Here is a 23,184-nt window from a genome sequence, read left to right as displayed (position 1 = left end):
GAATAGTCCCTTATAGGGACAGAGCAAGCCACCCGCTAAGCGGGTGGTCTTGACTGGAGATTTTTTTCAATTAGAGAGTTTTTTCGCTCATTTCTTCCAGCAGAGCTTTTTTCATGTCATAAAGCGGCTGGGAAAGATCTACATATACTTTCTGCGGATTTACAAAACGTCTGGACTCATCCCACAGTGTGTTCTGCTCCTGTTTGCAATAGTCGCGGAGTTCCATGACAGACGGAGACTTGTAAACGCTCTTGCCACCTTTGATTACCGGAACAAGAAGCTCGCGGAGTTCGTAGGTTCCGCCCAGAACTTTTGTCTTTTTCCAGGTGTCAACCGGATCGAAGATCACCATGGTCTCTTCCGGATCAAATTTCTCATCTGCAAGGCAGATCAGGTCTGCTTTGATCTTGCCGGTCTTCTTACTGTAGATACGGTATACAGTCTTGTTGCCAGGGTTGGTAACTTTTTCTGTGTTTTCGGAAAGTTTGATCTTCGGCTGGAAGGTGTCGCTGTCAGCGTCTTTTACAGCGGCAAGTTTGTATACGCCGCCGAATGCCGGGTTGTCATCGGCTGTGATCAGCTTAGTTCCAACACCCCAGGAATTGATCTTGGCATCTTGGGCTTTCAGGCTCTCGATAAGATATTCATCAAGGTCGCTGGATGCGGAGATGGTAGCATCATCAAAACCGGCAGCAGCCAGCATCTTGTAGGCTTTTTTGGAAAGGTATGCAAGGTCACCGCTGTCGATACGGATTCCGTAGTTTTTCAGCTGGATACCCTCTTCACGCATTTCTTCGAATACACGGATTGCATTGGGAACACCGGATTTCAGGACATCGTAGGTGTCAACCAGAAGAGTGCAGGAATTCGGGTAAAGTTTCGCATAAGTCTTAAATGCGGTGTACTCGTCCGGGAAGCTCATGATCCAGGAATGTGCATGAGTTCCAAGAACCGGAACGTCAAACATCTGGCCGGTCAGCACGTTGGAAGTACCTGCACATCCGCCGATCACTGCAGCTCTGGCTCCGAAGATTCCGGCATCCGGACCCTGGGCACGGCGAAGACCGAATTCCATGATCGGATCACCCTTGGCTGCGTGGCATACGCGGGCTGCCTTGGTAGCGATGAGGCTCTGATGGTTCATGATGTTCAGGATTGCGGTTTCTACAAGCTGAGCCTCCATGATCGGTGCTATAACTTTGACCATTGGTTCTCTCGGGAAGATTACGGTTCCTTCCGGGATCGCGTAGATATCACCGGTGAATTTGAAGTTGCTTAAGTACTCAAGGAAATCTTCCTCAAAGATGCCAAGACTTCTCAGATAGGTAATGTCTTCTTCGGCGAAACGGAGATTTTCGATGTATTCGATCATCTGCTCCAGTCCGGCACAGATAGCAAAACCGCCGCCACATGGATTGTTGCGGTAGAACATATCAAAGATAACAGTCTGGTTGGTCGGGTTTTTAAAATAGCCCTGCATCATGGTAAGCTCATAGAGGTCCGTGAGCAGAGTAAGGTTATTTGCTCGCATAAAGTTCTCCTTTAAGTGCCTCCGGATATTGTGACCGGAGGGAAATACACGGTAGTTTCCGTTCTTTTTATTATAAGGTTTATTATAACACAAAGGAGTGGATTGTAAAATTTTTTTTACAGAAGGGTCAGATTTTTAATATGCATAAAATGGATAATTTTTATACTTTTTTATTAGAAAAAGGTTACATAAAATTGACACTGGAAAATGAATGGATTATTATAAATGTATAGAAAATTTAAACAGGAGACGGGTATGGGTGAGAATATTTTTCTGAAAGAAATGAAAGAGCTCCAGTTTGAGGATTATTTTAAATATGATGCCAAATGCAGAGGCAATCTGGGAGATGAGCTTCCGGTAATGGTATATCGGATGCTGGAGTATTCCCTGAAAGACGAACTGAAAAACCGGTTTGGAAAAGAGGTTCAGATTGAGGTATTCCGGAGTGCAGGACGTAAAGCCAGAGAATATTTTGCAAAAAACATGCTGGATCTGGATGTGCCGCTGGATCAGTTTGTCAATGAACTTCAGAAAAAAATGCAAGAGCTGAAAATCGGAGTTCTCCGCATTGAGGATGTAAATGAAGAAACCGGAAAAATTATCCTGACCGTTGCGGAAGATGCAGACTGTTCAGGGCTTCCTGTTCTCGGGGAAACAGTATGTAATTATGATGAAGGCTTTATAGCGGGAATTCTTTCTCTGTATTCCGGAAAGCCGTATACAGCAATAGAAGTTGACTGCTGGGCAACAGGAGACAGAGTTTGCCGTTTCCATGCAGATGTAGAGGAACGATCAGAATAGAGGTTTGATGAATGGAAAACAGAAACTGCGAACTGTTATTTGAATATCTGAGATCAATTTTATACGACTCTGAGGTAAAGCCTTTGGAGATAGACAGTCTGGATGAGCCTTTTCAGAAACTCGGAATGGGTTTGCAGTATCTGGAAACTGCAGTAAAAGAAATGAAACAGTGTTCCGCTGCTCTATCCAAAGGAGATCTTTCCAGCTTTAAGCCAGCCAGAGAAAATTTTCTCTGCGAAAATCTGAAAAATATCCATGCGAACCTGAATCATCTGACCTGGCAGGCCAAGCAGGTAGCCAAGGGGGATTATTCCCAGACAGTTTCTTATCTGGGGGAATTTTCGGAAGCTTTTAATACCATGACAGAGCAGCTCCGGGAAAGAGAAAAGTCCCTGAAGCTTATTGCCGAGCAGGAGAAGAAACATGCAGAGATGGCGGAGAGCTACAGCCAGCTTCTGATGGAACTGATCGCGAGAAGTGAAAAGGAGATCCTGGTGATTAGTCTGGACGGAAAGAGCCTTCTGTACAGCAACCGGAGAACGGAAGAAGAAGTACAGAACTGGGATGTTTATAAACAGTGGATCAGTCAGATCGGGCAGAAGAAGCAGCAGGAGGACAGACGGAAAGAACGTTACGAATGGAAGTGGGAGGCAGAAGATTCCACCCACAGATTCTATGCCATTACTACCGGTAAGATGAAATGGCAGGGTGAATGGGCGTATGTGAATATTGTTCAGGAAGTTACGGAAGCAAGAGTCAAGGAAGAACAGCTGAGAGCGGAAGCGTATCAGGATATGCTCACCAGGATTGGAAATCGTTTTTATCTGAAAGAAAAAGCAGAAGAGATTTTGAAGACAGGGGAGCCGGTTTCGGTCTGCTACTGTGACCTGGATCACCTGAAATATATTAATGATACGTTTGGCCATCAGGAAGGCGATGCATATATCCGGTTTTTTGTCAGGATCGTAAATGAAAATATCCGTGAAGAGGATATTTTTGCCCGGATTGGTGGAGATGAATTTTGCATTCTGATGCGGGACTGTGCAGGAGAGGATGCAAAGAAGCGACTGGCAGATATCCAGAAACAGTTTGTCCTGAGAGAAAAAACCAATTATGCCCGCAGCTTCAGCTGTGGAATTGTAGGAGTTCCCCGGAATCATGATAAGGTAGACCTGGATACATTGCTTCATGAGGCTGATGAAGTGATGTATGATCAGAAGAGGGAACATAAAAAAGAATATCAGAGTGAACTTGGAATATAAATATTTGTTTTACTGTATAACTGAAAAATGCCGGGAAGCCGCATAAAATAAGGCTTCCCGGCACTTTGGAAAAGTTTTTTAGAAAAAAATAAAAAAATTTAAAAAAAGGGGTTGCAATTTTAAAAAAGCTGTTATATAATATCATTCGTCGCAAGCGATAAGGCAAGCGAAACAAAAACACATAGGGCTATCGCCAAACGGTAAGGCAACGGACTCTGACTCCGTCAGTTCAAGGTTCGAATCCTTGTAGCCCTGCTTCTTGAGCACCTCGATGAGAGGTGCTTTTTTGTTCTATGAAATAAGAGAAAAAACAAGTGTGTTTCTTTAGAACAAGTGATACAATAAATTTGCAGACAGTATAACAGGAGGCACATTATGAGCTACAGTTTTGAAAGTCGCGTAAGATTCAGCGAGATCGGAGAGAAGGGCTGCCTGACGCTGCCGGGAGTTCTGGATTATTTTCAGGACTGCTGTACCTTTGAATCTGAACAGACAGGTCTCGGAATGGAAGTATTAAAGGCACAGAAAAGAGCCTGGGTACTTTCCGCATGGCAGGTAATTGTGAAGAGATATCCGAAGCTTGGTGAAAATATAAAAGTAACGACCATTCCTTATGGATTCCGTGGTTTCATCGGAATGCGTAATTTTATTCTTGAGACAGCGGATGGCGAGAGACTGGCCTGGGCGAATTCTTACTGGTCTTTTATTAATACAGAGACAGGGCTTCCGGAGAAACTGACACCGGCAGATACCGATCCTTATGACCTGGGCGAGAAGATGGAAATGGATTATGCACCGAGAAAGATCGCACTTCCGAAAGAACGGAAGCCGCAGGAATCTTTTGCCGTACAGAAACATCATCTGGATACGAACCACCACGTAAACAACTGCCAGTATATCCGAATGGCAGCTGATTTTCTGCCGGAGGATTTTGCGGTCCATCAGCTTCGTGTGGAGTACAAGAGACAGGCTGTCCTTGGAAATGTAATGATTCCGGAAGTATATATGGAAGCAAATAAGGCAACGGTAGTTCTCAATGCGGAAGATCAGGAACCCTACGCTGTGGTGGAATTTACAAAGTAATCAGAGCTGTTTTAAACAGCATGGATATATTACGAAGTGGATTGTAAAGACACTTTATAAAAGGGAGGAAACGCAATGCTGGAAAAATTAAAAGAAGAAGTTTACAGAGCAAACATGGATCTGCCGAAATATGGCCTGGTTACGTTTACCTGGGGAAACGTCAGCGGTATCGACAGAGAGAAGGGACTTTTTGTCATCAAACCAAGTGGTGTGGATTATGATAAACTGACGCCGGAAGATATGGTTGTAGTCGATCTTGAAGGAAATAAAGTCGAGGGCAAATACAATCCGTCTTCTGATACTGCCACACATGTGGTGCTTTACAATGCGTTTCCGAAGATTGGAGGTATTGTGCATACCCATTCATCCTGGGCTACAAGCTGGGCACAGGCAGGAAGATCCATTCCATGTTATGGAACAACACATGCGGATTATATTTACGGAGAGGTTCCATGCGTGCGTAACCTGACAAAAGATGAGATCGAGGAAGCCTATGAGAAAAATACCGGTATTCTCATTGCCGACTATTTCAAAGATAAAGATTACGAAGCAGTTCCGGCAGTCCTCTGCAAAAACCACGGACCGTTTACCTGGGGAAAAGATGCACATGAGGCTGTTCACAACGCAGTTGTCCTGGAAGAAGTTGCCAAGATGGCTTCCCGCTGCGAGCTGATCAATCCGGATGTAAAACCGGCGCCGCAGGAGCTTCAGGATAAACATTACTACAGAAAACATGGCGCAAATGCCTACTATGGACAGGGAAATAAATAAGAAAAAAAAGAAGCAGAAGAATGTCACATGGAAAAGTGTGGCATTCTTTTTTTGTGGAATATAAATTGTGGAGAGGTGCCGTTTACGGGCGGGCAGTAATTCAGAATGGAATAACTGTTTTACTGATACAATAGTGTCCTGTAAAAGATACTATCCAGGGTAAAACAATGAAGAAATGTTCATTTTTTGTCGAAAAAAACCAGATTTGCTGACCTTTAACACAGGTGCCACCAAAATATGTGCTAATGTCAAGAAAAATGCAGAACATTAACACATTTTGGAAAACAGGTGGCAGGATGAAAATTTACACTTATCAGGGAAGAAAGAACGTTTCCGGAGAAAAAATACGTCAGATGAGAAATATAAAACGGATGTCACAGTCAGATCTGGCGGCAAAAATGCAGGTGGAAGGTGTGATGCTGGAACGTGACAGTATCAGCAGGATCGAAGGCGGAGAACGTTTTGTGGCAGATTATGAACTGAGAGTGTTTGCAAAAGTGCTGGGTGTGGATGTGAAGTGGTTGCTGAACGAAGAGTGCTCCTGAGATCAGCAGCATGATAATTGGTATGACTGATATTTATACAGCAAACTACTTGATATTTATGTCGGAAACTGCTACAGTATAAAGAAAAAAGGCGACCGGGAAACCTTGCGGGGGTAAACGGTCACGGATAAAGAGATAGAGGCGCGGATTTTATCAGTATTTATGGACGAGAGGCCCTGGCAGGCTGTCCATAAAGAAAGGAAAATCTGCCGAAGTGCTCTGAAAGGCCAGATGACAGGGTACTGGGATAACGCAGAATATGCGTTGTACTGTCACGGATGTGGAGCGCTATCGTAAGTTGAATAAAGAAGATTATTTAACCGGAGGTGTTCTTAAGAAGGGACAGCCTCCGTTTTTTTGTCCCCGAAAAGGGAGGAGAAAAATGAGTAAAAAAGCAGGAACAGCATTGTCTGTTATGGCAATGGTATTCATGGGCGCACTGGCAAGTCCCCTGACTGTGCTGGCTGCGGATGCGGAGGAGACTTATCAGCCTGCTCTGTATGCAACAATCTGGGCACTGCTTCCACCTCTTGTAGCGATCATCCTTGCGCTGATCACAAAAGAAGTATACAGTTCTCTGTTTGTGGGAATTGTAGTAGGAGCACTGCTTTATTCCGGATTCAAATTCGAAGGAACCGTAACACAGATTTTTGAGGGAGGAATCATCAAGGTTCTTTCTGACAGCTATAACGTAGGAATCCTGATCTTCCTGGTTATCCTGGGATCTGTGGTATGTATGATGAACAAGGCCGGCGGCTCCGCCGCATTCGGACGATGGGCCAGCAAAAAGATCCACACACGTGTAGGTGCGGAACTTGCCGCAATTGTGCTTGGTATTCTGATCTTTATTGATGATTATTTCAACTGTCTGACAGTAGGAAGCGTTATGCGTCCGGTAACAGACAGACATCATGTATCCAGAGCAAAATTTGCATACCTGATCGATGCGACAGCTGCTCCGGTATGTATCATCGCACCGATCTCATCCTGGGCAGCAGCAGTCAGCGGATTCGTAGAAGGACAGGATGGACTTGCAATCTTTGTAAGAACCATTCCGTATAACTTTTATGCGATCCTTACGATTGTGATGATGGTTGGCATGGTACTGATGAAAACCGAGTTTGGTGCCATGAGAACACATGAGATCAATGCTCTGAACGGAGATCTTTATACAACATCTGCAAGACCGTATGAGAATGCAACGGATGATGAGACACCGAATCCGAGAGGAAGGGTGATCGATCTTGTGATCCCCATCGTTGTGCTTGTTATCTGCTGTGTCATCAGTATGATCTATACAGGCGGATTTTTCAGCGGAACAGATTTTGTTACTGCATTTTCACAGAGTGATGCCTCTACAGGCCTTGCAATGGGAAGTGCCTTTGGTCTGGTATTTGCCATTATCTTCTATATGATCCGACGTGTGATCAATTTCAGAGATTGTATGGGATGCATCCCGGAAGGCTTCAAGGCCATGGTACCGGCGATCATGATCCTGACCTTTGCATGGACACTGAAGGCTATGACAGACTCACTTGGTGCTGCGGTATTCGTAGAAGAAGCAATGCGCTCCGTTGCCGGTGGTATTGAAGTTATCCTTCCGGCCATTATTTTCCTGGTTGGATGCGGACTTGCATTTGCTACCGGTACTTCCTGGGGAACCTTTGGTATCCTGATCCCGATCGTTGTTGCGGTATTTGAGAAATCCAGTCCTGAGATGATGATCATTTCCATGTCTGCCTGCATGGCAGGTGCGGTTTGCGGAGATCACTGTTCACCGATCTCTGATACAACGATCATGGCTTCCGCAGGAGCACAGTGTGATCATGTGACTCACGTTTCCACACAGCTCCCGTATGCGATCCTGGCTGCGGCAGTATCCTTTGTAACTTATATTGTTGCAGGCTTTGTAAAAACAGCATGGATCGCTCTTCCGGTGGGAATCGTGCTGATGCTGATTGTACTTTTTGTCATCAAGATGAAAAACCCGATGCCGATTGAGAAACCGACAGAATAAATTAATAAAAAAACAGATGGACCGGATGCGGATCACAGATATCCGCATAACCGACCGATAAAAGGCAGTGACGGAAAGAAATTTCCAAAGCTGCCTTTTTTGTGCTTTCTATAATAATTCTCTTATGTTATAATGCAGGACAGACAGCAAACAGTAAATGAACATATATATTTTTTAGGAACAGGAGTAAGAATGATAGAATTAGGTAAAAAACAGAAATTACTGGTTGTAAAAACCGTAGATTTCGGAATATATCTTGGAGAGGACCGAAATGCACCGCAGAACGAGCGTGTGCTTCTTCCATCCAAACAGGTACCGGAAGGAACCAAAGTAGGTGATGAGATCGAGGTATTCATCTACAAAGATTCTCAGGACAGACTGATCGCGACTACCCGTGAGCCGATGCTCCAGGTGGGACAGACAGCAGTCCTCAAGGTTAAACAGGTCACCAGAATAGGAGCTTTTCTTGACTGGGGACTGGAGAAAGATCTTCTTCTTCCGTATCATGAGCAGACCAACAGAGTCCGTGAGGGGGAAGAATGTCTGGTAGCTCTTTATGTAGATAAGAGCAGCAGACTCTGTGCAACCATGAAAGTATATCATTATCTTTCAACCAGAACTCCTTATGTACCGGGAGATATGGTGAAGGGCCGTGTCTATGAGATCAGCGGAAACTTCGGTGTATTTGTTGCAGTAGATGATAAATATTCCGCACTGATCCCTGCAAGAGAGGCAACCGGCAAATACAGACCGGGAGCTATTCTTGATCTTCGTGTCACTGAGGTAAAAGAGGATGGAAAGATGAATGTCAGCGACCGTCAGAAAGCTTACATCCAGATCAATGAAGATGCAGAGAGCGTACTCAGCGTGATCGAGGAATTTGCAGGCGTGCTGCCATTTGATGATCATGCTTCACCGGAAGTCATCAAGAGAGAGTTTGGTCTCAGCAAGAACGCATTCAAGCGTGCGGTCGGCCATCTGATGAAAGAAGGAAAAGTAGAGATCCGTGACAGAAGGATCTACATTAAAAAATAACAAGGTGTTGACCGGCTCCGGATCAGACACGCTCCGGCACGTTCAGAGAAAAGTGCAGAGCGGGGAGGATCCGGAGCCCTGTTTTTACAATAAGGAGAGAAAAATTTGGAGTTTACACATTTACATGTCCATACAGAATACAGTCTTCTGGATGGCTCCAATAAGATCAAAGAATATGTGGCCAGAGTAAAAGAACTGGGTATGGACAGCGCGGCGATCACCGATCATGGTGTTATGTACGGTGTGATCGATTTTTACAGGGCTGCCAGAGAAGCCGGGATCAATCCCATCCTGGGATGCGAGGTTTATGTGGCTCCGGGTTCCCGTTTTGACCGGGAAGTGGGAAGTGGCGATGACCGTTATTACCATCTGGTTCTGCTGGCCGAGAATAATCAGGGATACAGCAATCTGATGAAGATCGTATCCAAGGCATTTGTGGAAGGCTTTTATTACAAGCCACGTGTGGATCTGGAACTTCTGGAAAAATATCACGAGGGGGTTATTGCCTTAAGTGCCTGCCTGGCAGGAGAGGTCGCAAGGTATCTTGCCCGTGGAATGTATGAGGATGCAAAAATCGCAGCCTTGCGTTATCAGGATATTTTTGGAAAAGGAAATTTCTTCCTGGAGCTTCAGGATCATGGAATTCCGGAGCAGCAGACGGTAAACCAGCAGCTTCTCCGCATGCACAGAGAGACAGGAATCGACCTGGTTGCTACCAATGATGTGCATTATACCATGGCTGAGGATGCGGAGCCCCATGACGTGCTCCTCTGTCTGCAGACCCAGAAAAAACTCAGCGATGAGAACAGAATGCGCTATGAGGGCGGCCAGTATTATGTGAAATCTCCAGAAGAGATGGCGAGACTTTTTCCATATGCTCTGGAAGCTCTGGAAAATACCCACAAGATCGCGCAGCGCTGCCACGTGGAGATCGAATTCGGCGTGACCAAGCTGCCGAAATATGATGTGCCCGACGGACTGACCTCCTGGGAGTATCTGAACAAGCTTTGCCATGAAGGGCTGGAACAGCGTTATCATCCGGTAACCGATGCGCTGAAAAAACGCCTGGATTATGAGCTGTCCACCATCAAAAACATGGGATATGTAGATTACTTCCTCATTGTGTGGGACTTCATCAAATATGCCAGAGACAATGATATCATGGTCGGCCCGGGACGAGGTTCCGCCGCAGGAAGCCTGGTTGCCTATACACTTGGGATCACCCAGCTGGATCCGATCCGGTATGATCTTCTCTTTGAGCGTTTCCTGAATCCGGAACGAGTATCCATGCCGGATATTGATGTGGACTTCTGCTTTGAACGAAGACAGGAGGTTATCGATTATGTACGGCGGAAATATGGCGATGACTGCGTGGTTCAGATCGTTACCTTCGGTACTTTGGCAGCCCGCGGTGTGATCCGTGATGTAGGCCGTGTTCTGGACATGCCTTATGCCCAGGTAGACACCATCGCCAAGATGGTTCCACAGGAGCCAAATATCACCATTGATAAGGCACTGGGAATGAATCCGGAGTTCCGGAAAGCCTATGAGGAACAGGAAGATATCCACCGCCTGATCGACCTTGCCAAGCGTCTGGAGGGTCTGCCAAGACATACTTCCATGCATGCAGCAGGTGTTGTGATCAGCCAGAAAGACGTATCGGAATACGTACCTCTTTCCAGAGCCCAGGACGGTTCCATTGTCACGCAGTTTACCATGACAACACTGGAAGAGCTGGGACTTCTGAAAATGGATTTCCTGGGGTTACGTACCCTGACCGTTATCCAGAATGCAGTAAAAATGATAGAACAGAGTACAGGCGTTCTCCTGGATATGCAGAAAATTGATTACAACGACAAAAAAGTACTGGATTCTCTCGGAACAGGACGTACTGACGGCGTGTTCCAGCTCGAGAGTGCCGGAATGAAAAACTTCATGAAGGAACTGAAGCCTCAGAGCCTTGAGGATGTCATCGCGGGAATTTCCCTTTACCGTCCGGGTCCCATGGATTTCATTCCGCAGTACATCCGCGGAAAAAACCGTCCGGATACCATCCGTTATGACTGCCCGCAGATGGAGCCCATCCTGAAGCCGACCTATGGCTGTATCGTATACCAGGAGCAGGTTATGCAGATCGTCCGTGATCTTGCAGGCTATACTCTTGGACGAAGCGACCTGGTGCGCCGTGCCATGTCCAAGAAGAAAGCTTCTGTTATGGCAAAAGAGCGCCAGAATTTCGTTTACGGAAATGTGGAAGAGGGGGTTCCGGGCTGTATCGCCAACGGCATTTCCGAGGAGATCGCAAACAAGATCTACGATGAGATGACAGACTTTGCGAAGTATGCTTTCAATAAGTCTCACGCTGCCGCTTATGCGGTGGTTTCCTATCAGACCGCATATCTGAAATACTACTATCCGGTAGAATTCATGGCTGCGCTGATGACGTCCGTTGTGGAAATGCCAAACAAGGTAGCGGAGTATATTTCCGTATGCCGTCAGATGGGAATCCAGATCCTTCCGCCGGATATCAATCATGGCATGTATGGTTTTTCTGTTGACAACGGTGCCATCCGCTATGCACTTTCTGCTATCAAGAGTATCGGCCGCCCGGTTATTGAGGGGATTGTGCGGGAACGAGAGGAGCACGGGGAATATACTTCCCTGAAAACTTTTGTGGAGCGAAATATTGATCAGATCAACAAACGTGTTGTGGAAAATCTGATCAAGGCCGGAGCACTGGACTGTCTGGAAGGAAACCGGAAACAGAAGATGACCATATATACGCAGATCATCGACAGTATCAACCAGGACAAAAAGCACACCATGGCCGGACAGTTGAGCCTTTTTGATATTGCTTCTGAGGAAGATAAAAAGGAATTTGAGATCCGTATGCCGCAGGTTGAGGAATATCCGAAAGAGATCATCCTGACCTTCGAAAAAGAAGTTCTTGGCATTTATCTCAGCGGCCATCCACTGGAGCGCTACCGGAATATGATGGAAAAAATGATCTCTGCAAAAACGTCGGATTTCCAGCCGGATGATGAAACCGGAATTCCGGAAGTCTACGATAACCAGAAAGTGATCGTAGGCGGAATGATTACGGATAAAACCATAAAATATACAAAGAATAATAAGGTAATGGCGTTCCTTACCGTAGAAGATCTGGTAGGCACCGTGGAAGTTGTGGTATTTCCGCGTGATTACGAAAAATGCCAGATGTTCCTGAACGAAGATGCCAGACTTTTCATCCAGGGAAGAGTATCTGCGGAAGACGACAAAGCCAGCAAACTGATCCTGGAAAAAGTCCGTACCTTCGATGATATGCCAAAAGAACTGTGGATCCAGTTCGAAAGCCGGGAAGACTACGCAAAAGCCGAGACCGGTCTGGTAGATGATCTGATGTCATCCAGAGGAAACAGCAGTGTGGTTATTTATCTCAAAGATGTCAAGGCAATGAAGAAACTTCCGCCTGCCTATCAGGTCCATATCGAGGATTCCTGGCTGGAACACATGTGTGAAAAATATGGAAGTTCCAATGTTAAAATTGTGGACAGAGTATTGAAAAACTTATAAAAATGCTATAAACTATATCCGAATATGTGTATTACAATAGGTTGTTTCATAAGATGGAGGATAACAATATGGCAGAGAACAAAATCAAAACGATCGGCGTTTTGACCAGTGGCGGTGACGCACCTGGAATGAATGCTGCAATCCGTGCTGTTGTCAGAAGAGGATTAAGCAGCGGACTGAACGTAAAGGGAATCTATAAAGGATACAGCGGTCTCTTAAATGAAGAGATCAGAGACATGACAGCAAGAGATGTTTCCGATACGATTGAGCGAGGCGGAACAATTCTTTATACTGCCAGATGTGCAGAGATGAGAACAGAGGAAGGACAGCAGCAGGCTGCAGAGATCTGCAGAAAGCATGGAATCGACGGCCTTGTTGTTATCGGTGGAGACGGTTCCTTCGCAGGTGCTCAGAAACTTGCGAACCTTGGAATCAATACCATTGGCCTGCCGGGAACCATTGACCTTGATATCGCATGTACCGAGTACACCATCGGTTTCGATACAGCTGTAAACACAGCGATGGAAGCCATCGATAAGGTACGTGATACATCCACATCCCATGAGAGATGCAGTATCATCGAGGTTATGGGACGTAACGCCGGATACCTTGCAGTATGGTGCGGTATCGCAAACGGTGCTGAGGATATCCTGATCCCGGAGAAATATGATTACGACGAGCAGAAGCTTATTGACAATATCGTAGAGAGCCGTAAGAAAGGCAAGAAACACCATATCATCGTAAATGCTGAGGGTATCGGCCATTCAGAGGCTATGGCAAAACGTATCGAGGCTGCAACAGGCATCGAGACACGTGCAACTATCCTTGGTCACATGCAGCGTGGTGGAAGCCCTACATGTAAGGACCGTGTATATGCGTCCATGATGGGTGCTCTTGCAGTAGACCTTCTTGTTGCCGGTAAACGCAGCCGTGTTGTTGGATATCGCCACGGTGAGTTCGTTGATTTTGACATCAATGAGGCTCTTGCAATGCAGAAGAATGTAGATTCCTACATGTGGGAGGTTTGCAATTCTCTTTCTCACAACTACAATAAATAAAAAATATGAACTTGAAAAAAGTTTCAGACGGATTGCATAAACTGAATACGTCACAAATAATTGCCCTCGGCTTTGCGGGGGTGATTTTTGTAGGCGGATTTATTTTGTGGCTGCCGTTCTGCAGTGCACCCGGGCAGGCTGTTACCTTCCCGGATGCTGTTTTTACAGCGGCAACCAGCGTATGTGTGACGGGACTTTCCACAGTCGTTATGGCAGTCCAGTGGAGCCCCATTGGAAAAGTGGTTATCCTGTGCCTGATACAGATCGGCGGGATCGGACTGATCGCACTGGCGAATATGATATTCATCAGCCTCCGGCGGAAAATTTCCCTGAAAAACCGGCGGATCATCAAGGAATCCTATAACCTGGATGAAATGGGTGGAGTCGTGGCTGTAGTCCGCAGTGTGGTGAAATGCGTGTTTCTTGCAGAAGGAATCGGTGCGGTCCTGTATGCGTTTTGCTTTGTACCGGAATTTGGAATAAAAAAAGGTCTGGTGCATGCCATATTTCTGGCGGTATCTGCATTCTGCAACGCAGGGATCGATCTTTTCGGGGAAACAAGCCTTTCGGTATATGTGAGCAATCCGCTGGTCAATATCACTACGATTGGCCTGATCATTGTGTCAGGTCTTGGATTTATCGTCTGGTGGGATCTGTGGGATAAATTCCGCAAGGTTCTGAGAAAAGAGCTCTCCCCATCCAGAATTTTTCGTGTACTGCGGCTTCAGAGCAAGCTGGTCCTTACGATGACCGGGATCCTGGTATTTTCAGGAGCATTTCTGGTATTTATCTTTGAATCCGGAAACCCTTCCACGCTAAAGGGGGCACCACTGGGAACAAAGCTCATGGCATCCTTTTTCCAGTCAGTGACAACACGTACGGCGGGATTTTATACCATGGATCAGTCGCTTTTGTCCACACCTACCGTGATCATTTCCCTACTGTGGATGTTTATCGGAGGATCACCCATGGGCACTGCCGGTGGTGTGAAGACTACTACCATTGCGGTTCTGATCCTTTCTATTGCAGCATATCTTCAGGGAAAAAAGGATGTAGAGGTATACGGCCGCAGGATCCGTGAGAGCTATCTCCGTTCTGCCATGGTTGTTGCAGGAACCAGTGTGTTGATCCTTTTTACCATGACGGTGCTTTTGTCCGCAGTAATGCCGGGAGTGGATCTGGCAGATGTTTTATATGAGATCACTTCTGCGGGGGCTACAGTAGGACTTTCCAGAGGACTGACACCTCAGCTGAATGTGGCAGGCAAGTGGATCGTGATCCTTACCATGTATCTGGGACGTATCGGACCACTGACACTGGGAACTGCAGTTGTGGTGCGTGTGCGTAACAGGCCGGGAAGCACGACTCATCTCGGGGAAGAAGATATCATGATCGGTTAAACAGGAGAATAAAATGAAAAATAAATCTTTTGCTGTGATCGGGCTTGGACAGTTTGGAATGACTCTGGCGGTGACGCTGGCAGAGTCCGACTGTGATGTCCTTGCCATTGACGACAAAGAAGAAAATATCGAAGAGATTTCCGAAAAAGTAACCTACGCGGTGAAAGCAGATGTCCGTGAACCTGGAATCCTGAAAGCACTGGGAGTTCAGAATGTGGATGTGGCCATTATCGCAGTTGCCGAAAATCTGGAAGCCAGCATTTCCGCAACCATGCAGGCCAAGGATCTGGGAGTTCCCTTTGTAGTTGCAAAAAGCATGAATTCTCTTCATGGACGTATTCTTGACAAAATCGGTGCAGATAAAATCATTTATCCGGAACAGGCCATGGGACTCCGTGTTGCCAGAAATCTCCTGTCCGGCGGATATCTGGATGTATTTGAACTTTCGGCGGAATTCAGTATGGCGGAGTTTTCCATTCCGGAGTCATGGGTTGGAAAAAGCCTGATAGATCTGAATGTACGTGAGCGTTTTCACATCAATATCATTGGTATTAAACAGGGCGAAAATGTCACAGTAGATCTGAAACCGTCCGAGCCGCTTCCGGACCGCTGTTCCATAATCGCCATTGGAAAAAATAAGGATCTTAATGCGGAACCGGCGTTTATGAAGTGATTTTTCGAAGATTCCGTAAACAGGATAAGTGCAAGGAGTAAGAGAAAAAGTATGATAACCAGCGTATCAAATGCAAAAATAAAAAATGTCATGCAACTGAACCAGAAGGCAAAAGCCAGAAGAGAACAGGGACTTTTTGTGGCAGAAGGCCGGAAGATGTTCCTGGAAGCACCGGAAAACTGGGTTTTTCAGGTGTTTGTCTCTGAGACTTTTTCCCAGGATGGGGAACTGATGGCTCAGGTAGAGAAATATCCTTATGAGATCGTGAAAGATTCCGTATTCCGTCAGATGTGTGATACCAAGACTCCCCAGGGAATCCTTACCGTTCTGAAACTGCCTTCCTGGAGCGAGGAAGAAGTACTGGCAGGAGAAAATCCTCTGGTCATGGTCCTTGAAGATCTTCAGGATCCGGGAAATGCGGGAACCATTCTTAGGACCGGTGAGGGTGCCGGCGTGAGCGGCGTTTTTCTTACAAAAACCTGTGTGGATATCACAAATCCCAAGGTGATCCGTTCTACCATGGGCTCCATTTACAGAATGCCTTTTCTATATGTGGAAGATGTGGTATCATTAGAAAAGAAGCTGAAAGAAAAAGGAATCCGCAGTTTTGCAGCTCATCTGAAAGGTGAGAATTCCTACGATCATGAATCCTATAAAGGTGGTACCGCATTTTTTATCGGAAACGAGGGAAAAGGTCTTACAGACCAGGCTGCGGACGCAGCAGACTGCCTGATACGCATCCCGATGTGCGGAAAAGTAGAATCGCTGAATGCTGCTATGGCATCGGGGATTTTGATGTATGAAGCTGCAAGACAGAGAAGAGAATAAGAGAGGAGGGGTTTTATGACACCTTTGGCCTGGCTTGGAATACTGGCAATTTTACTGGTAATTGAAGCGATCACGGTAGGACTTACCACTGTCTGGTTTGCAGGCGGTGCTCTTGTGGCGTGCATTGTCTCGTGGCTCGGCGGGGGAATTGTTGTACAGCTCCTTTTATTTTTCGGAGTTTCCGTGGTGCTTCTGATCTTTACCAGACCTCTGGCGGTTCGCTACATGAACAAGGGCGTGGAGAAGACCAATGCAGAGAGCCTTCTGGGAAAAAGGGCCGTAGTGATACAGCCAATCAACAACCTGGCTCAGACCGGGCAGGTGCGGATCAATGATATCGAATGGACGGCACGTTCAGCCGACGAATCGGTTGAAATACCGGCCGGTGCAGTAGTTGAGATCAAAGAGATCCGCGGAGTGAAGCTGATCGTAAAAGAAGATAATAAGGAGGGCTAAAATTATGGGTGGAGTTATTGTTTTGCTTGTAGTCATCGTTCTTGTATTGTGGGTACTTGCATCCTGCATCCGCATTGTGCCGCAGGCTTATGCTGTGGTACTGGAACGTCTTGGCGCTTACAAAGCTACCTGGAGCACAGGTATTCATTTCAAGGTTCCGTTCATTGAGCGTGTTGCAAGAAGAGTAAACTTAAAAGAGCAGGTTGTGGATTTTCCACCGCAGCCGGTGATCACGAAAGATAACGTAACCATGCAGATCGATACCGTTGTATTTTTCCAGATCACAGATCCGAAGCTTTATGCATATGGCGTTGAGAATCCGATCATGGCTATCGAGAATCTTTCTGCTACAACACTTCGTAATATCATCGGTGATATGGAACTGGATGAGACACTGACATCCCGTGAAGTCATCAACACCAGGATGAGAGCTTCCCTTGATGAAGCTACAGATCCATGGGGAATCAAGGTGAACCGTGTAGAGCTTAAGAACATCATTCCTCCGGCAGCCATCCAGGATGCCATGGAGAAACAGATGAAAGCCGAGCGTGAGAGACGAGAAGCCATCCTGAAAGCAGAAGGAGAGAAACGTTCTACCATCCTTGTCGCAGAAGGTAAAAAACAGTCCGCGATCCTTGACGCGGAGGCTGAGAAACAGGCAGCGATCCTTCATGCGGAAGCACAGAAAGAGCGTATGATCAAAGAAGCAGAAGGACAGGCACAGGCAGTCCTTAAAGTACAGCAGGCAACTGCAGAAGGACTTCGTATGATCAAGGAAGCAGGAGCAGATGAATCTGTTCTTACTCTGAAGAGCCTGGAGGCTCTTACAAAGGTTGCTGACGGCAAGGCAACGAAGATCATCATTCCGTCCGAGATACAGGGCATTGCAGGGCTGGCAACATCCCTGAAGGAAATCATGACAGATAAACCGGCAGAGCAGAAATAAATCTGCAGCCGTGAGGAGGATATATTATGAATCTTAAAGGAAGAAATTTCCTGACACTGAAAGACTTTACACCGGAAGAGATCACTTACATGATCGATCTTGCAGCGGACCTGAAAGCAAAGAAAAAAGCCGGAGAGCTTCATGAGTATTACAGAGGCAAGAACATTGCCCTGATCTTTGAAAAAACAAGTACAAGAACACGCTGTTCCTTCGAAGTAGCTGCTCATGATCTGGGAATGGGTTCCACTTATCTTGATCCGACAGGTTCCCAGATCGGAAAGAAAGAGAGCATCGCAGATACAGCAAGAGTTCTTGGAAGAATGTATGAAGGAATTGAGTACCGCGGATTTGGCCAGGATATTGTTGAGGAGCTTGCAAAACATGCAGGTGTTCCGGTATGGAATGGTCTGACAAACGAGTATCATCCGACACAGATGCTTGCAGATATGCTGACAGTACGTGAGCATTTCGGCAAACTGAAAGGCCTGAAACTTGTATACATGGGTGATGCCCGTTACAACATGGGTAACTCCCTCATGGTTGTATGCTCCAAACTTGGTCTCGATTTCGTAGCCTGCACCAATAAAAAATATTTCCCGAATGATGAACTGGTAGCACAGTGCCAGCAGTGGGCAAAAGAGGCAGGTTCCACCATCACTCTCACAGAGGATGTAGAGGCAGGAACCAAAGATGCAGACATTATCTACACAGATGTATGGGTATCCATGGGCGAGCCTGACGAAGTATGGACAGAGCGTATCCATGACCTGACACCATACAAAGTTACGAAACATGTAATGGAGAACGCCGGTGAGAAGGCAATCTTCCTTCACTGCCTGCCTGCATTCCATGATCTTAAGACAAAGATTGGAAAAGAGATGGGCGAGCGTTTCAACCTTACAGACATGGAGGTTACAGACGAGGTATTCGAGTCTCCGCAGTCCAAGGTATTTGACGAAGCAGAGAACCGTATGCATACCATCAAGGCTGTGATCGTTGCTACATTAGGAGAGCCGGAGAAATAATGGCAGAGTTATTTAATGAAGAAATAATTTCACAGGCAACACATACAAAATGGGCGGGCAAAACCGTCCATTTTGCAAGAGAAATTGATTCCACCAACCTCTGGGGCAAACGCGCCTGGAGGGAAGAGGGGGCGCAGCACGGAGAGCTTTTTGTGGCGGAGTATCAGTCTGCAGGCCGCGGACGTTTCACAAGACGGTGGAGTGCACCGCCGGAAAGCGCCATCACCATGAGCCTTCTGATCTGCCCGGAATTTGCACCTCAGAAGGCCCCGATGATGACACTGGTCATGGGCCTTTCTGTTGCTCAGGCAGTTGAGGATCTTGGTCTTGATGTGGGAATCAAATGGCCCAACGATGTAGTAGTTTCCCGCAAAAAAATCTGCGGCATCCTTACTGAGATGACCATGAAACAGGATAAGATTGGCTGTGCGGTTATTGGAGTCGGAATCAATGTAAATATGGACAGCTTCCCGGAAGAAATGGCGGACAAAGCCACTTCTCTGTATCTGGAAAGCGGACATCCTTTTGACCGGGCAGAAGTAACCGGGCTTGTGATGAAACACTTTGAGGAAAATTATGAGAAGTTTGTAGAGACGGAAGACTTAAGCGGCCTGAAACCGGATTACGAGAAACTTCTGGCTAATCTGAACCAGCCGGTACGTGTGCTGGATCAGAACAATCCGTACGAAGGAATTGCAAGGGGAATCAACCCCGGCGGGGAACTTCTGGTGGAACGTGCAGATGGAACTGTTGAGGAAGTAAATTCCGGAGAGGTTTCTGTGCGCGGTCTGTACAGCTATGTGTAAATAAAGGAGAGTTTATGTATCAGGATAACATTGTGCTCTGCGGAGCGAGCTCATATGAGCAGAAATATTATTTTAACCAGGATTTTGCGTCCCTTCCGGAAGCAGTAAAGCAGGAACTGCAGATCATGTGCGTGCTTTTCACAGAGGATGTAGGCGGAATCCTGACACTGGAATTTGACGAGGACGGAAGCCTGCAGTTCAAGACAGAAGCACTGGAGGCAGATGCCCGTTTTGATGAGATTGGAAGTGCACTGAAGATCAAAGAGCTCCAGCGGGACAAAAGAGAGCTTCTGGAATCTCTGGAAATGTACTACAAAGTATTTTTCCTGGGAGATATCCCGGATGAGGAACTTAAGAAAAAAGCAGATGCAGTTGAGGACTGATCCATGAAGATGCAGTGGAAGATCGGAAATGTGGAGATCCCGAATCCTTTTGTGCTTGCACCTATGGCAGGAGTTACGGATCTTGCATTTCGAAGACTTTGCAAGGAGCAGGGAGCAGGACTGATCTGTATGGAGATGGTCAGCGCCAAGGCAATTTCTTTTCATAATAAGAATACAGAGGCACTGATGGAGATCGACCCCGGGGAGCATCCGGTATCCATGCAGCTTTTTGGCAGTGAGCCGGATCTGATGGCAGAGGTGGCAAAAAGTATCGAGGAGAGGCCTTTCGATATTCTCGATATCAATATGGGATGTCCGGTCCCCAAGGTGGTAAATAACGGGGAAGGATCTGCACTTCTGAAAAATCCGAAACTGATCGAAGAGATTGTACGCAGCGTTTCCGGTGCCATTTCCAAACCGGTGACTGTGAAAGTGCGTATTGGTTTTGATGACAATACACCGGTGGATGTGGTTGAGATTGCAAAACGTGTGGAAGATGCCGGGGCAGCAGCTGTTGCTGTACATGGAAGAACCAGACAGCAGTATTATTCCGGCCAGGCAGACTGGGATGCCATCCGCAGGGTGAAGGAAGCCGTGACGATTCCCGTGATCGGAAATGGAGATATCGTTTCTCCGGAAACTGCGGAAGCCATGTTTAAAGAGACGGACTGTGATGCCGTGATGATCGGCCGGGCAGTACGTGGAAACCCGTGGATCTTCCGGGAGCTGAACAACTATTTCCTCACCGGAGAAAAACTGCCGAAACCATCCGTGGAGGAAGTCTGCGAAATGATTTTGCGCCATGCCAGAAACCAGATCGAGATTAAGGGTGAATATATCGGAATCCGTGAAATGCGGAAACATGTAGCCTGGTATACGGCCGGCATGAGGCACAGTGCCGGAATCCGGAGAGAATCCAACAATATCGCAAGTTATGAGGAACTGAAAAAGCTTACAGATATGCTTCTTCAGCGATAAAAGGGAAGAAACAGCCAGGGCTATTGACAAGGAACAGAACGCGTGCTACAGTCAGTGGGTCGGTCAAAAAACATAAGAGTTTTACAGGAGAAAAAAAGTACAGATGCCAGATAAAATAGCAGTTTTGATACCTTGCTATAACGAAAGCAAGACTGTAGCCAAGGTTATCCGTGACATGCGAAAAGCACTTCCGGAGGCTGTGATCTACGTATATGATAACAATTCCACAGATGGTACAGATGAAATCGCGAGGAAAGAGGGAGCCATTGTCCGTTACGAGCTTCAGCAGGGCAAAGGCAATGTAATCCGCAGTATGTTCCGTGATATTGACGCACAGTGTTATCTGATGGTTGACGGGGACGATACATATCCGGCGGAATTTGCGGCACAGATGTGTGAGAAAGTTCTGAAGAACGGAACAGACATGGTAGTCGGAGATCGCCTTTCCTCTACATATTTTACCGAGAATAAACGTCCTTTCCACAATTTTGGAAACAGCATTGTCCGTGGTTCCATCAACCGCCTTTTCAAAAGTGATATCAAGGACATTATGACCGGATACCGTGCCATGAGTTACCGCTTTGTAAAAACATTTCCGGTTCTTTCCAGAAATTTTGAGATTGAGACAGAGATGACCATTCATGCCATAGATAAGAACATGCAGGTTGAGAATGTAATTATTGAGTACCGTGACCGCCCGGAGGGAAGCGAATCCAAACTGAACACTTACGCAGATGGATTTAAAGTACTGAAGACGATCATGAGAATGTTTAAAAATTACAAACCTCTGGAATTCTTTTCTATTATAGCAGCGGTGTTGTTTGTAATCGGGATGATATTTTTTATTCCGGTACTGATTCACTTTCTGGAAGTGGGAACTGTCAACAAGCTGCCTACACTGATCGTAAGCGGATTTGTGATTATGACAGCGATTGTCTGTTGGTTTTCCGGAATTATTTTGTCCACGCTGGTCAATCAGCACAAGCAGGATTTTGAGTTCCAGACACAGATGGTAATCAACCGGTATAAAGATCTTTTCCCGGAAGAAAAACAGGAAACAGAATAAGAGAAAATACTACAGAAAAACCGTGTGGAAATTTGAATTTTCCTGCGGTTTTTTCTGCGTTTTCGGAGCTCTTTTTTCGACGTGGAATGCTTGACAATACAGGGGCTTTTCGGTATAATACAGGAATTGTGAATATCCTGAGATTTTTACGCCCTTTTTTGGAAAAAGAACTCTTGGGAATGGTAGCAACAGAAATATCCGAAGCTGTATTTTTACAGAAAAAACAGCACGGTTTTGAAAGGAAGTAAGGCAAAATGGAAGAAGCAAAGAAGAACTTACTCACATACGCAGGACTTAGAAAACTGGAAGACGAGCTGCACGATCTGAAAGTTGTTAAAAGAAAAGAAGTTGCAGGAAAGATCAAAGAGGCCAGAGAGCAGGGAGACCTTTCTGAGAACGCTGAGTACGATGCAGCAAAAGATGAGCAGAGAGATATCGAGGCACGTATCGAGGAGATCGAAAAGATCCTCAAAAATGCCGAGGTTGTAGTAGAGGACGAAGTAGATCTTGACAGAATCAGCGTAGGCTGCAAGGTTAAGGTTCATGATTTTGAGTTTGAGGAAGACATGGAGCTGAAGATCGTAGGTTCCACAGAGGCTAACAGCCTTGAGGGCAAAATCTCCAACGAGTCTCCGGTAGGTAAGGCACTGATCGGTGCACATACCAACGATATCGTTGAGGTTGAGATGCCGTCCGGAATCATGAAATATAAGGTTCTTGAGATCCAGAGAAACGTATAAAGCAGACAACGGAGCGGATCGCACAGATCCGCTTGAACGACAGATAGATTAAGGAGGCCAACAAGTGGCAGAGCAGAAGAAGCAGGATGTAAACCAGTTGCTTAAGGTACGTCGTGATAAACTGGCAGACCTTCAGGCAAATGGCAGGGACCCGTTTCAGATCACAAAATTTGATCAGACACATCATTCCCTTGAGGTAAAGAATCT

21 protein-coding genes, 1 tRNA gene and 1 riboswitch are annotated in these 23,184 nt (G+C 46.2%); of the genes, 21 read left to right on the top strand and 1 reads right to left on the bottom strand.

The window, feature by feature from the left end; translation table 11 throughout:
• Nucleotides 1–70: 70 nt before the first annotated feature.
• Nucleotides 71–1,531: a nicotinate phosphoribosyltransferase gene (locus G5B06_RS13545; RefSeq protein WP_173762859.1), complete on the bottom strand. Its 1,461-nt coding sequence runs from the start codon at nucleotides 1,529–1,531 to the stop codon at nucleotides 71–73.
• Nucleotides 1,532–1,786: 255 nt separating this feature from the next.
• Between G5B06_RS13545 and G5B06_RS13540 the strand changes: the two genes are divergently transcribed.
• The 21 genes from G5B06_RS13540 to greA all read left to right on the top strand — a co-directional run bounded on the left by G5B06_RS13540 (nucleotide 1,787) and on the right by greA (nucleotide 22,977).
• Nucleotides 1,787–2,332, top strand: coding sequence for a V4R domain-containing protein (locus G5B06_RS13540; RefSeq protein WP_173762858.1), 546 nt, complete (start codon nucleotides 1,787–1,789; stop codon nucleotides 2,330–2,332).
• 11 nt (nucleotides 2,333–2,343) lie between these two features.
• Complete coding sequence (locus G5B06_RS13535) at nucleotides 2,344–3,594, top strand: GGDEF domain-containing protein (RefSeq protein WP_173762857.1); 1,251 nt, start codon at nucleotides 2,344–2,346, stop codon at nucleotides 3,592–3,594.
• 183 nt (nucleotides 3,595–3,777) lie between these two features.
• A tRNA-Gln gene (locus G5B06_RS13530) sits at nucleotides 3,778–3,849 on the top strand.
• Nucleotides 3,850–3,969: 120 nt separating this feature from the next.
• Nucleotides 3,970–4,677, top strand: a complete 708-nt coding sequence (locus tag G5B06_RS13525; RefSeq protein ID WP_173762856.1) for an acyl-[acyl-carrier-protein] thioesterase — start codon at nucleotides 3,970–3,972, stop codon at nucleotides 4,675–4,677.
• Nucleotides 4,678–4,752: 75 nt separating this feature from the next.
• On the top strand, nucleotides 4,753–5,448 hold the full coding sequence (locus tag G5B06_RS13520; RefSeq protein ID WP_021975958.1) for an L-ribulose-5-phosphate 4-epimerase: 696 nt from the start codon (nucleotides 4,753–4,755) through the stop codon (nucleotides 5,446–5,448).
• A gap of 296 nt (nucleotides 5,449–5,744) precedes the next feature.
• Nucleotides 5,745–5,993 (top strand): helix-turn-helix domain-containing protein, encoded by a 249-nt coding sequence (locus tag G5B06_RS13515; RefSeq protein ID WP_021975957.1) that lies wholly within the window; start codon nucleotides 5,745–5,747, stop codon nucleotides 5,991–5,993.
• A 128-nt stretch (nucleotides 5,994–6,121) separates the two neighbouring features.
• Nucleotides 6,122–6,292: riboswitch (Lysine riboswitch) on the top strand.
• Nucleotides 6,293–6,423: 131 nt separating this feature from the next.
• Nucleotides 6,424–8,010, top strand: coding sequence for a Na+/H+ antiporter NhaC family protein (locus tag G5B06_RS13510; protein WP_420314386.1), 1,587 nt, complete (start codon nucleotides 6,424–6,426; stop codon nucleotides 8,008–8,010).
• A gap of 192 nt (nucleotides 8,011–8,202) precedes the next feature.
• Nucleotides 8,203–9,045, top strand: coding sequence for a S1 RNA-binding domain-containing protein (locus G5B06_RS13505; RefSeq protein ID WP_148448280.1), 843 nt, complete (start codon nucleotides 8,203–8,205; stop codon nucleotides 9,043–9,045).
• 105 nt (nucleotides 9,046–9,150) lie between these two features.
• The gene (locus G5B06_RS13500) at nucleotides 9,151–12,618 is read left to right on the top strand and encodes a DNA polymerase III subunit alpha (protein WP_173762854.1); all 3,468 of its coding nucleotides are present in this window, start codon (nucleotides 9,151–9,153) and stop codon (nucleotides 12,616–12,618) included.
• Between the two features lie 68 nt (nucleotides 12,619–12,686).
• Nucleotides 12,687–13,676 (top strand): 6-phosphofructokinase, encoded by a 990-nt coding sequence (gene pfkA / locus G5B06_RS13495; protein ID WP_021975953.1) that lies wholly within the window; start codon nucleotides 12,687–12,689, stop codon nucleotides 13,674–13,676.
• A gap of 11 nt (nucleotides 13,677–13,687) precedes the next feature.
• Entirely contained in the window at nucleotides 13,688–15,076 is a 1,389-nt protein-coding gene (locus G5B06_RS13490) for a potassium transporter TrkG (protein WP_330606537.1), read from the top strand.
• A 13-nt stretch (nucleotides 15,077–15,089) separates the two neighbouring features.
• Entirely contained in the window at nucleotides 15,090–15,749 is a 660-nt protein-coding gene (locus G5B06_RS13485; protein ID WP_021975951.1) for a potassium channel family protein, read from the top strand.
• A 51-nt stretch (nucleotides 15,750–15,800) separates the two neighbouring features.
• Complete coding sequence (locus G5B06_RS13480) at nucleotides 15,801–16,577, top strand: TrmH family RNA methyltransferase (RefSeq protein ID WP_021975950.1); 777 nt, start codon at nucleotides 15,801–15,803, stop codon at nucleotides 16,575–16,577.
• Between the two features lie 15 nt (nucleotides 16,578–16,592).
• Nucleotides 16,593–17,033 (top strand): NfeD family protein, encoded by a 441-nt coding sequence (locus G5B06_RS13475; protein ID WP_021975949.1) that lies wholly within the window; start codon nucleotides 16,593–16,595, stop codon nucleotides 17,031–17,033.
• Nucleotides 17,034–17,037: 4 nt separating this feature from the next.
• Nucleotides 17,038–17,979, top strand: a complete 942-nt coding sequence (locus tag G5B06_RS13470; protein WP_173762853.1) for an SPFH domain-containing protein — start codon at nucleotides 17,038–17,040, stop codon at nucleotides 17,977–17,979.
• Between the two features lie 26 nt (nucleotides 17,980–18,005).
• On the top strand, nucleotides 18,006–19,004 hold the full coding sequence (argF, locus tag G5B06_RS13465) for an ornithine carbamoyltransferase (protein ID WP_021975947.1): 999 nt from the start codon (nucleotides 18,006–18,008) through the stop codon (nucleotides 19,002–19,004).
• On the top strand, nucleotides 19,004–19,810 hold the full coding sequence (locus tag G5B06_RS13460; protein ID WP_173762852.1) for a biotin--[acetyl-CoA-carboxylase] ligase: 807 nt from the start codon (nucleotides 19,004–19,006) through the stop codon (nucleotides 19,808–19,810). The genes argF and G5B06_RS13460 overlap by 1 nt, the downstream gene beginning before the upstream one ends.
• A gap of 14 nt (nucleotides 19,811–19,824) precedes the next feature.
• Entirely contained in the window at nucleotides 19,825–20,193 is a 369-nt protein-coding gene (locus G5B06_RS13455; RefSeq protein WP_148448286.1) for a DUF6145 family protein, read from the top strand.
• A gap of 9 nt (nucleotides 20,194–20,202) precedes the next feature.
• Nucleotides 20,203–21,171 (top strand): tRNA dihydrouridine synthase DusB, encoded by a 969-nt coding sequence (dusB, locus tag G5B06_RS13450; protein ID WP_334297589.1) that lies wholly within the window; start codon nucleotides 20,203–20,205, stop codon nucleotides 21,169–21,171.
• 103 nt (nucleotides 21,172–21,274) lie between these two features.
• Complete coding sequence (locus G5B06_RS13445) at nucleotides 21,275–22,237, top strand: glycosyltransferase family 2 protein (protein ID WP_148448288.1); 963 nt, start codon at nucleotides 21,275–21,277, stop codon at nucleotides 22,235–22,237.
• 254 nt (nucleotides 22,238–22,491) lie between these two features.
• Nucleotides 22,492–22,977, top strand: coding sequence for a transcription elongation factor GreA (gene greA, locus G5B06_RS13440; protein WP_148448290.1), 486 nt, complete (start codon nucleotides 22,492–22,494; stop codon nucleotides 22,975–22,977).
• Nucleotides 22,978–23,184: the final 207 nt, after the last annotated feature.

It is taken from the genome of Blautia luti (assembly GCF_013304735.1).
Classification (GTDB): domain Bacteria; phylum Bacillota; class Clostridia; order Lachnospirales; family Lachnospiraceae; genus Blautia_A.
This window is presented reverse-complemented; position numbering and strand designations above follow the sequence as displayed.

Excerpts from the sequence above, each read along its gene's own strand:
- G5B06_RS13545 (WP_173762859.1), bottom strand. The coding sequence starts at position 1,531 with ATGCGAGCAAATAACCTTACTCTGCTCACGGACCTCTATGAGCTTACC.
- G5B06_RS13540 (WP_173762858.1), top strand. The coding sequence starts at position 1,787 with ATGGGTGAGAATATTTTTCTGAAAGAAATGAAAGAGCTCCAGTTTGAG.
- G5B06_RS13535 (WP_173762857.1), top strand. The coding sequence starts at position 2,344 with ATGGAAAACAGAAACTGCGAACTGTTATTTGAATATCTGAGATCAATT.
- G5B06_RS13525 (WP_173762856.1), top strand. The coding sequence starts at position 3,970 with ATGAGCTACAGTTTTGAAAGTCGCGTAAGATTCAGCGAGATCGGAGAG.
- G5B06_RS13520 (WP_021975958.1), top strand. The coding sequence starts at position 4,753 with ATGCTGGAAAAATTAAAAGAAGAAGTTTACAGAGCAAACATGGATCTG.
- G5B06_RS13515 (WP_021975957.1), top strand. The coding sequence starts at position 5,745 with ATGAAAATTTACACTTATCAGGGAAGAAAGAACGTTTCCGGAGAAAAA.
- G5B06_RS13510 (WP_420314386.1), top strand. The coding sequence starts at position 6,424 with ATGGGCGCACTGGCAAGTCCCCTGACTGTGCTGGCTGCGGATGCGGAG.
- G5B06_RS13505 (WP_148448280.1), top strand. The coding sequence starts at position 8,203 with ATGATAGAATTAGGTAAAAAACAGAAATTACTGGTTGTAAAAACCGTA.
- pfkA (WP_021975953.1), top strand. The coding sequence starts at position 12,687 with ATGGCAGAGAACAAAATCAAAACGATCGGCGTTTTGACCAGTGGCGGT.
- G5B06_RS13485 (WP_021975951.1), top strand. The coding sequence starts at position 15,090 with ATGAAAAATAAATCTTTTGCTGTGATCGGGCTTGGACAGTTTGGAATG.
- G5B06_RS13480 (WP_021975950.1), top strand. The coding sequence starts at position 15,801 with ATGATAACCAGCGTATCAAATGCAAAAATAAAAAATGTCATGCAACTG.
- G5B06_RS13475 (WP_021975949.1), top strand. The coding sequence starts at position 16,593 with ATGACACCTTTGGCCTGGCTTGGAATACTGGCAATTTTACTGGTAATT.
- G5B06_RS13470 (WP_173762853.1), top strand. The coding sequence starts at position 17,038 with ATGGGTGGAGTTATTGTTTTGCTTGTAGTCATCGTTCTTGTATTGTGG.
- argF (WP_021975947.1), top strand. The coding sequence starts at position 18,006 with ATGAATCTTAAAGGAAGAAATTTCCTGACACTGAAAGACTTTACACCG.
- G5B06_RS13460 (WP_173762852.1), top strand. The coding sequence starts at position 19,004 with ATGGCAGAGTTATTTAATGAAGAAATAATTTCACAGGCAACACATACA.
- G5B06_RS13455 (WP_148448286.1), top strand. The coding sequence starts at position 19,825 with ATGTATCAGGATAACATTGTGCTCTGCGGAGCGAGCTCATATGAGCAG.
- dusB (WP_334297589.1), top strand. The coding sequence starts at position 20,203 with ATGCAGTGGAAGATCGGAAATGTGGAGATCCCGAATCCTTTTGTGCTT.
- G5B06_RS13445 (WP_148448288.1), top strand. The coding sequence starts at position 21,275 with ATGCCAGATAAAATAGCAGTTTTGATACCTTGCTATAACGAAAGCAAG.
- greA (WP_148448290.1), top strand. The coding sequence starts at position 22,492 with ATGGAAGAAGCAAAGAAGAACTTACTCACATACGCAGGACTTAGAAAA.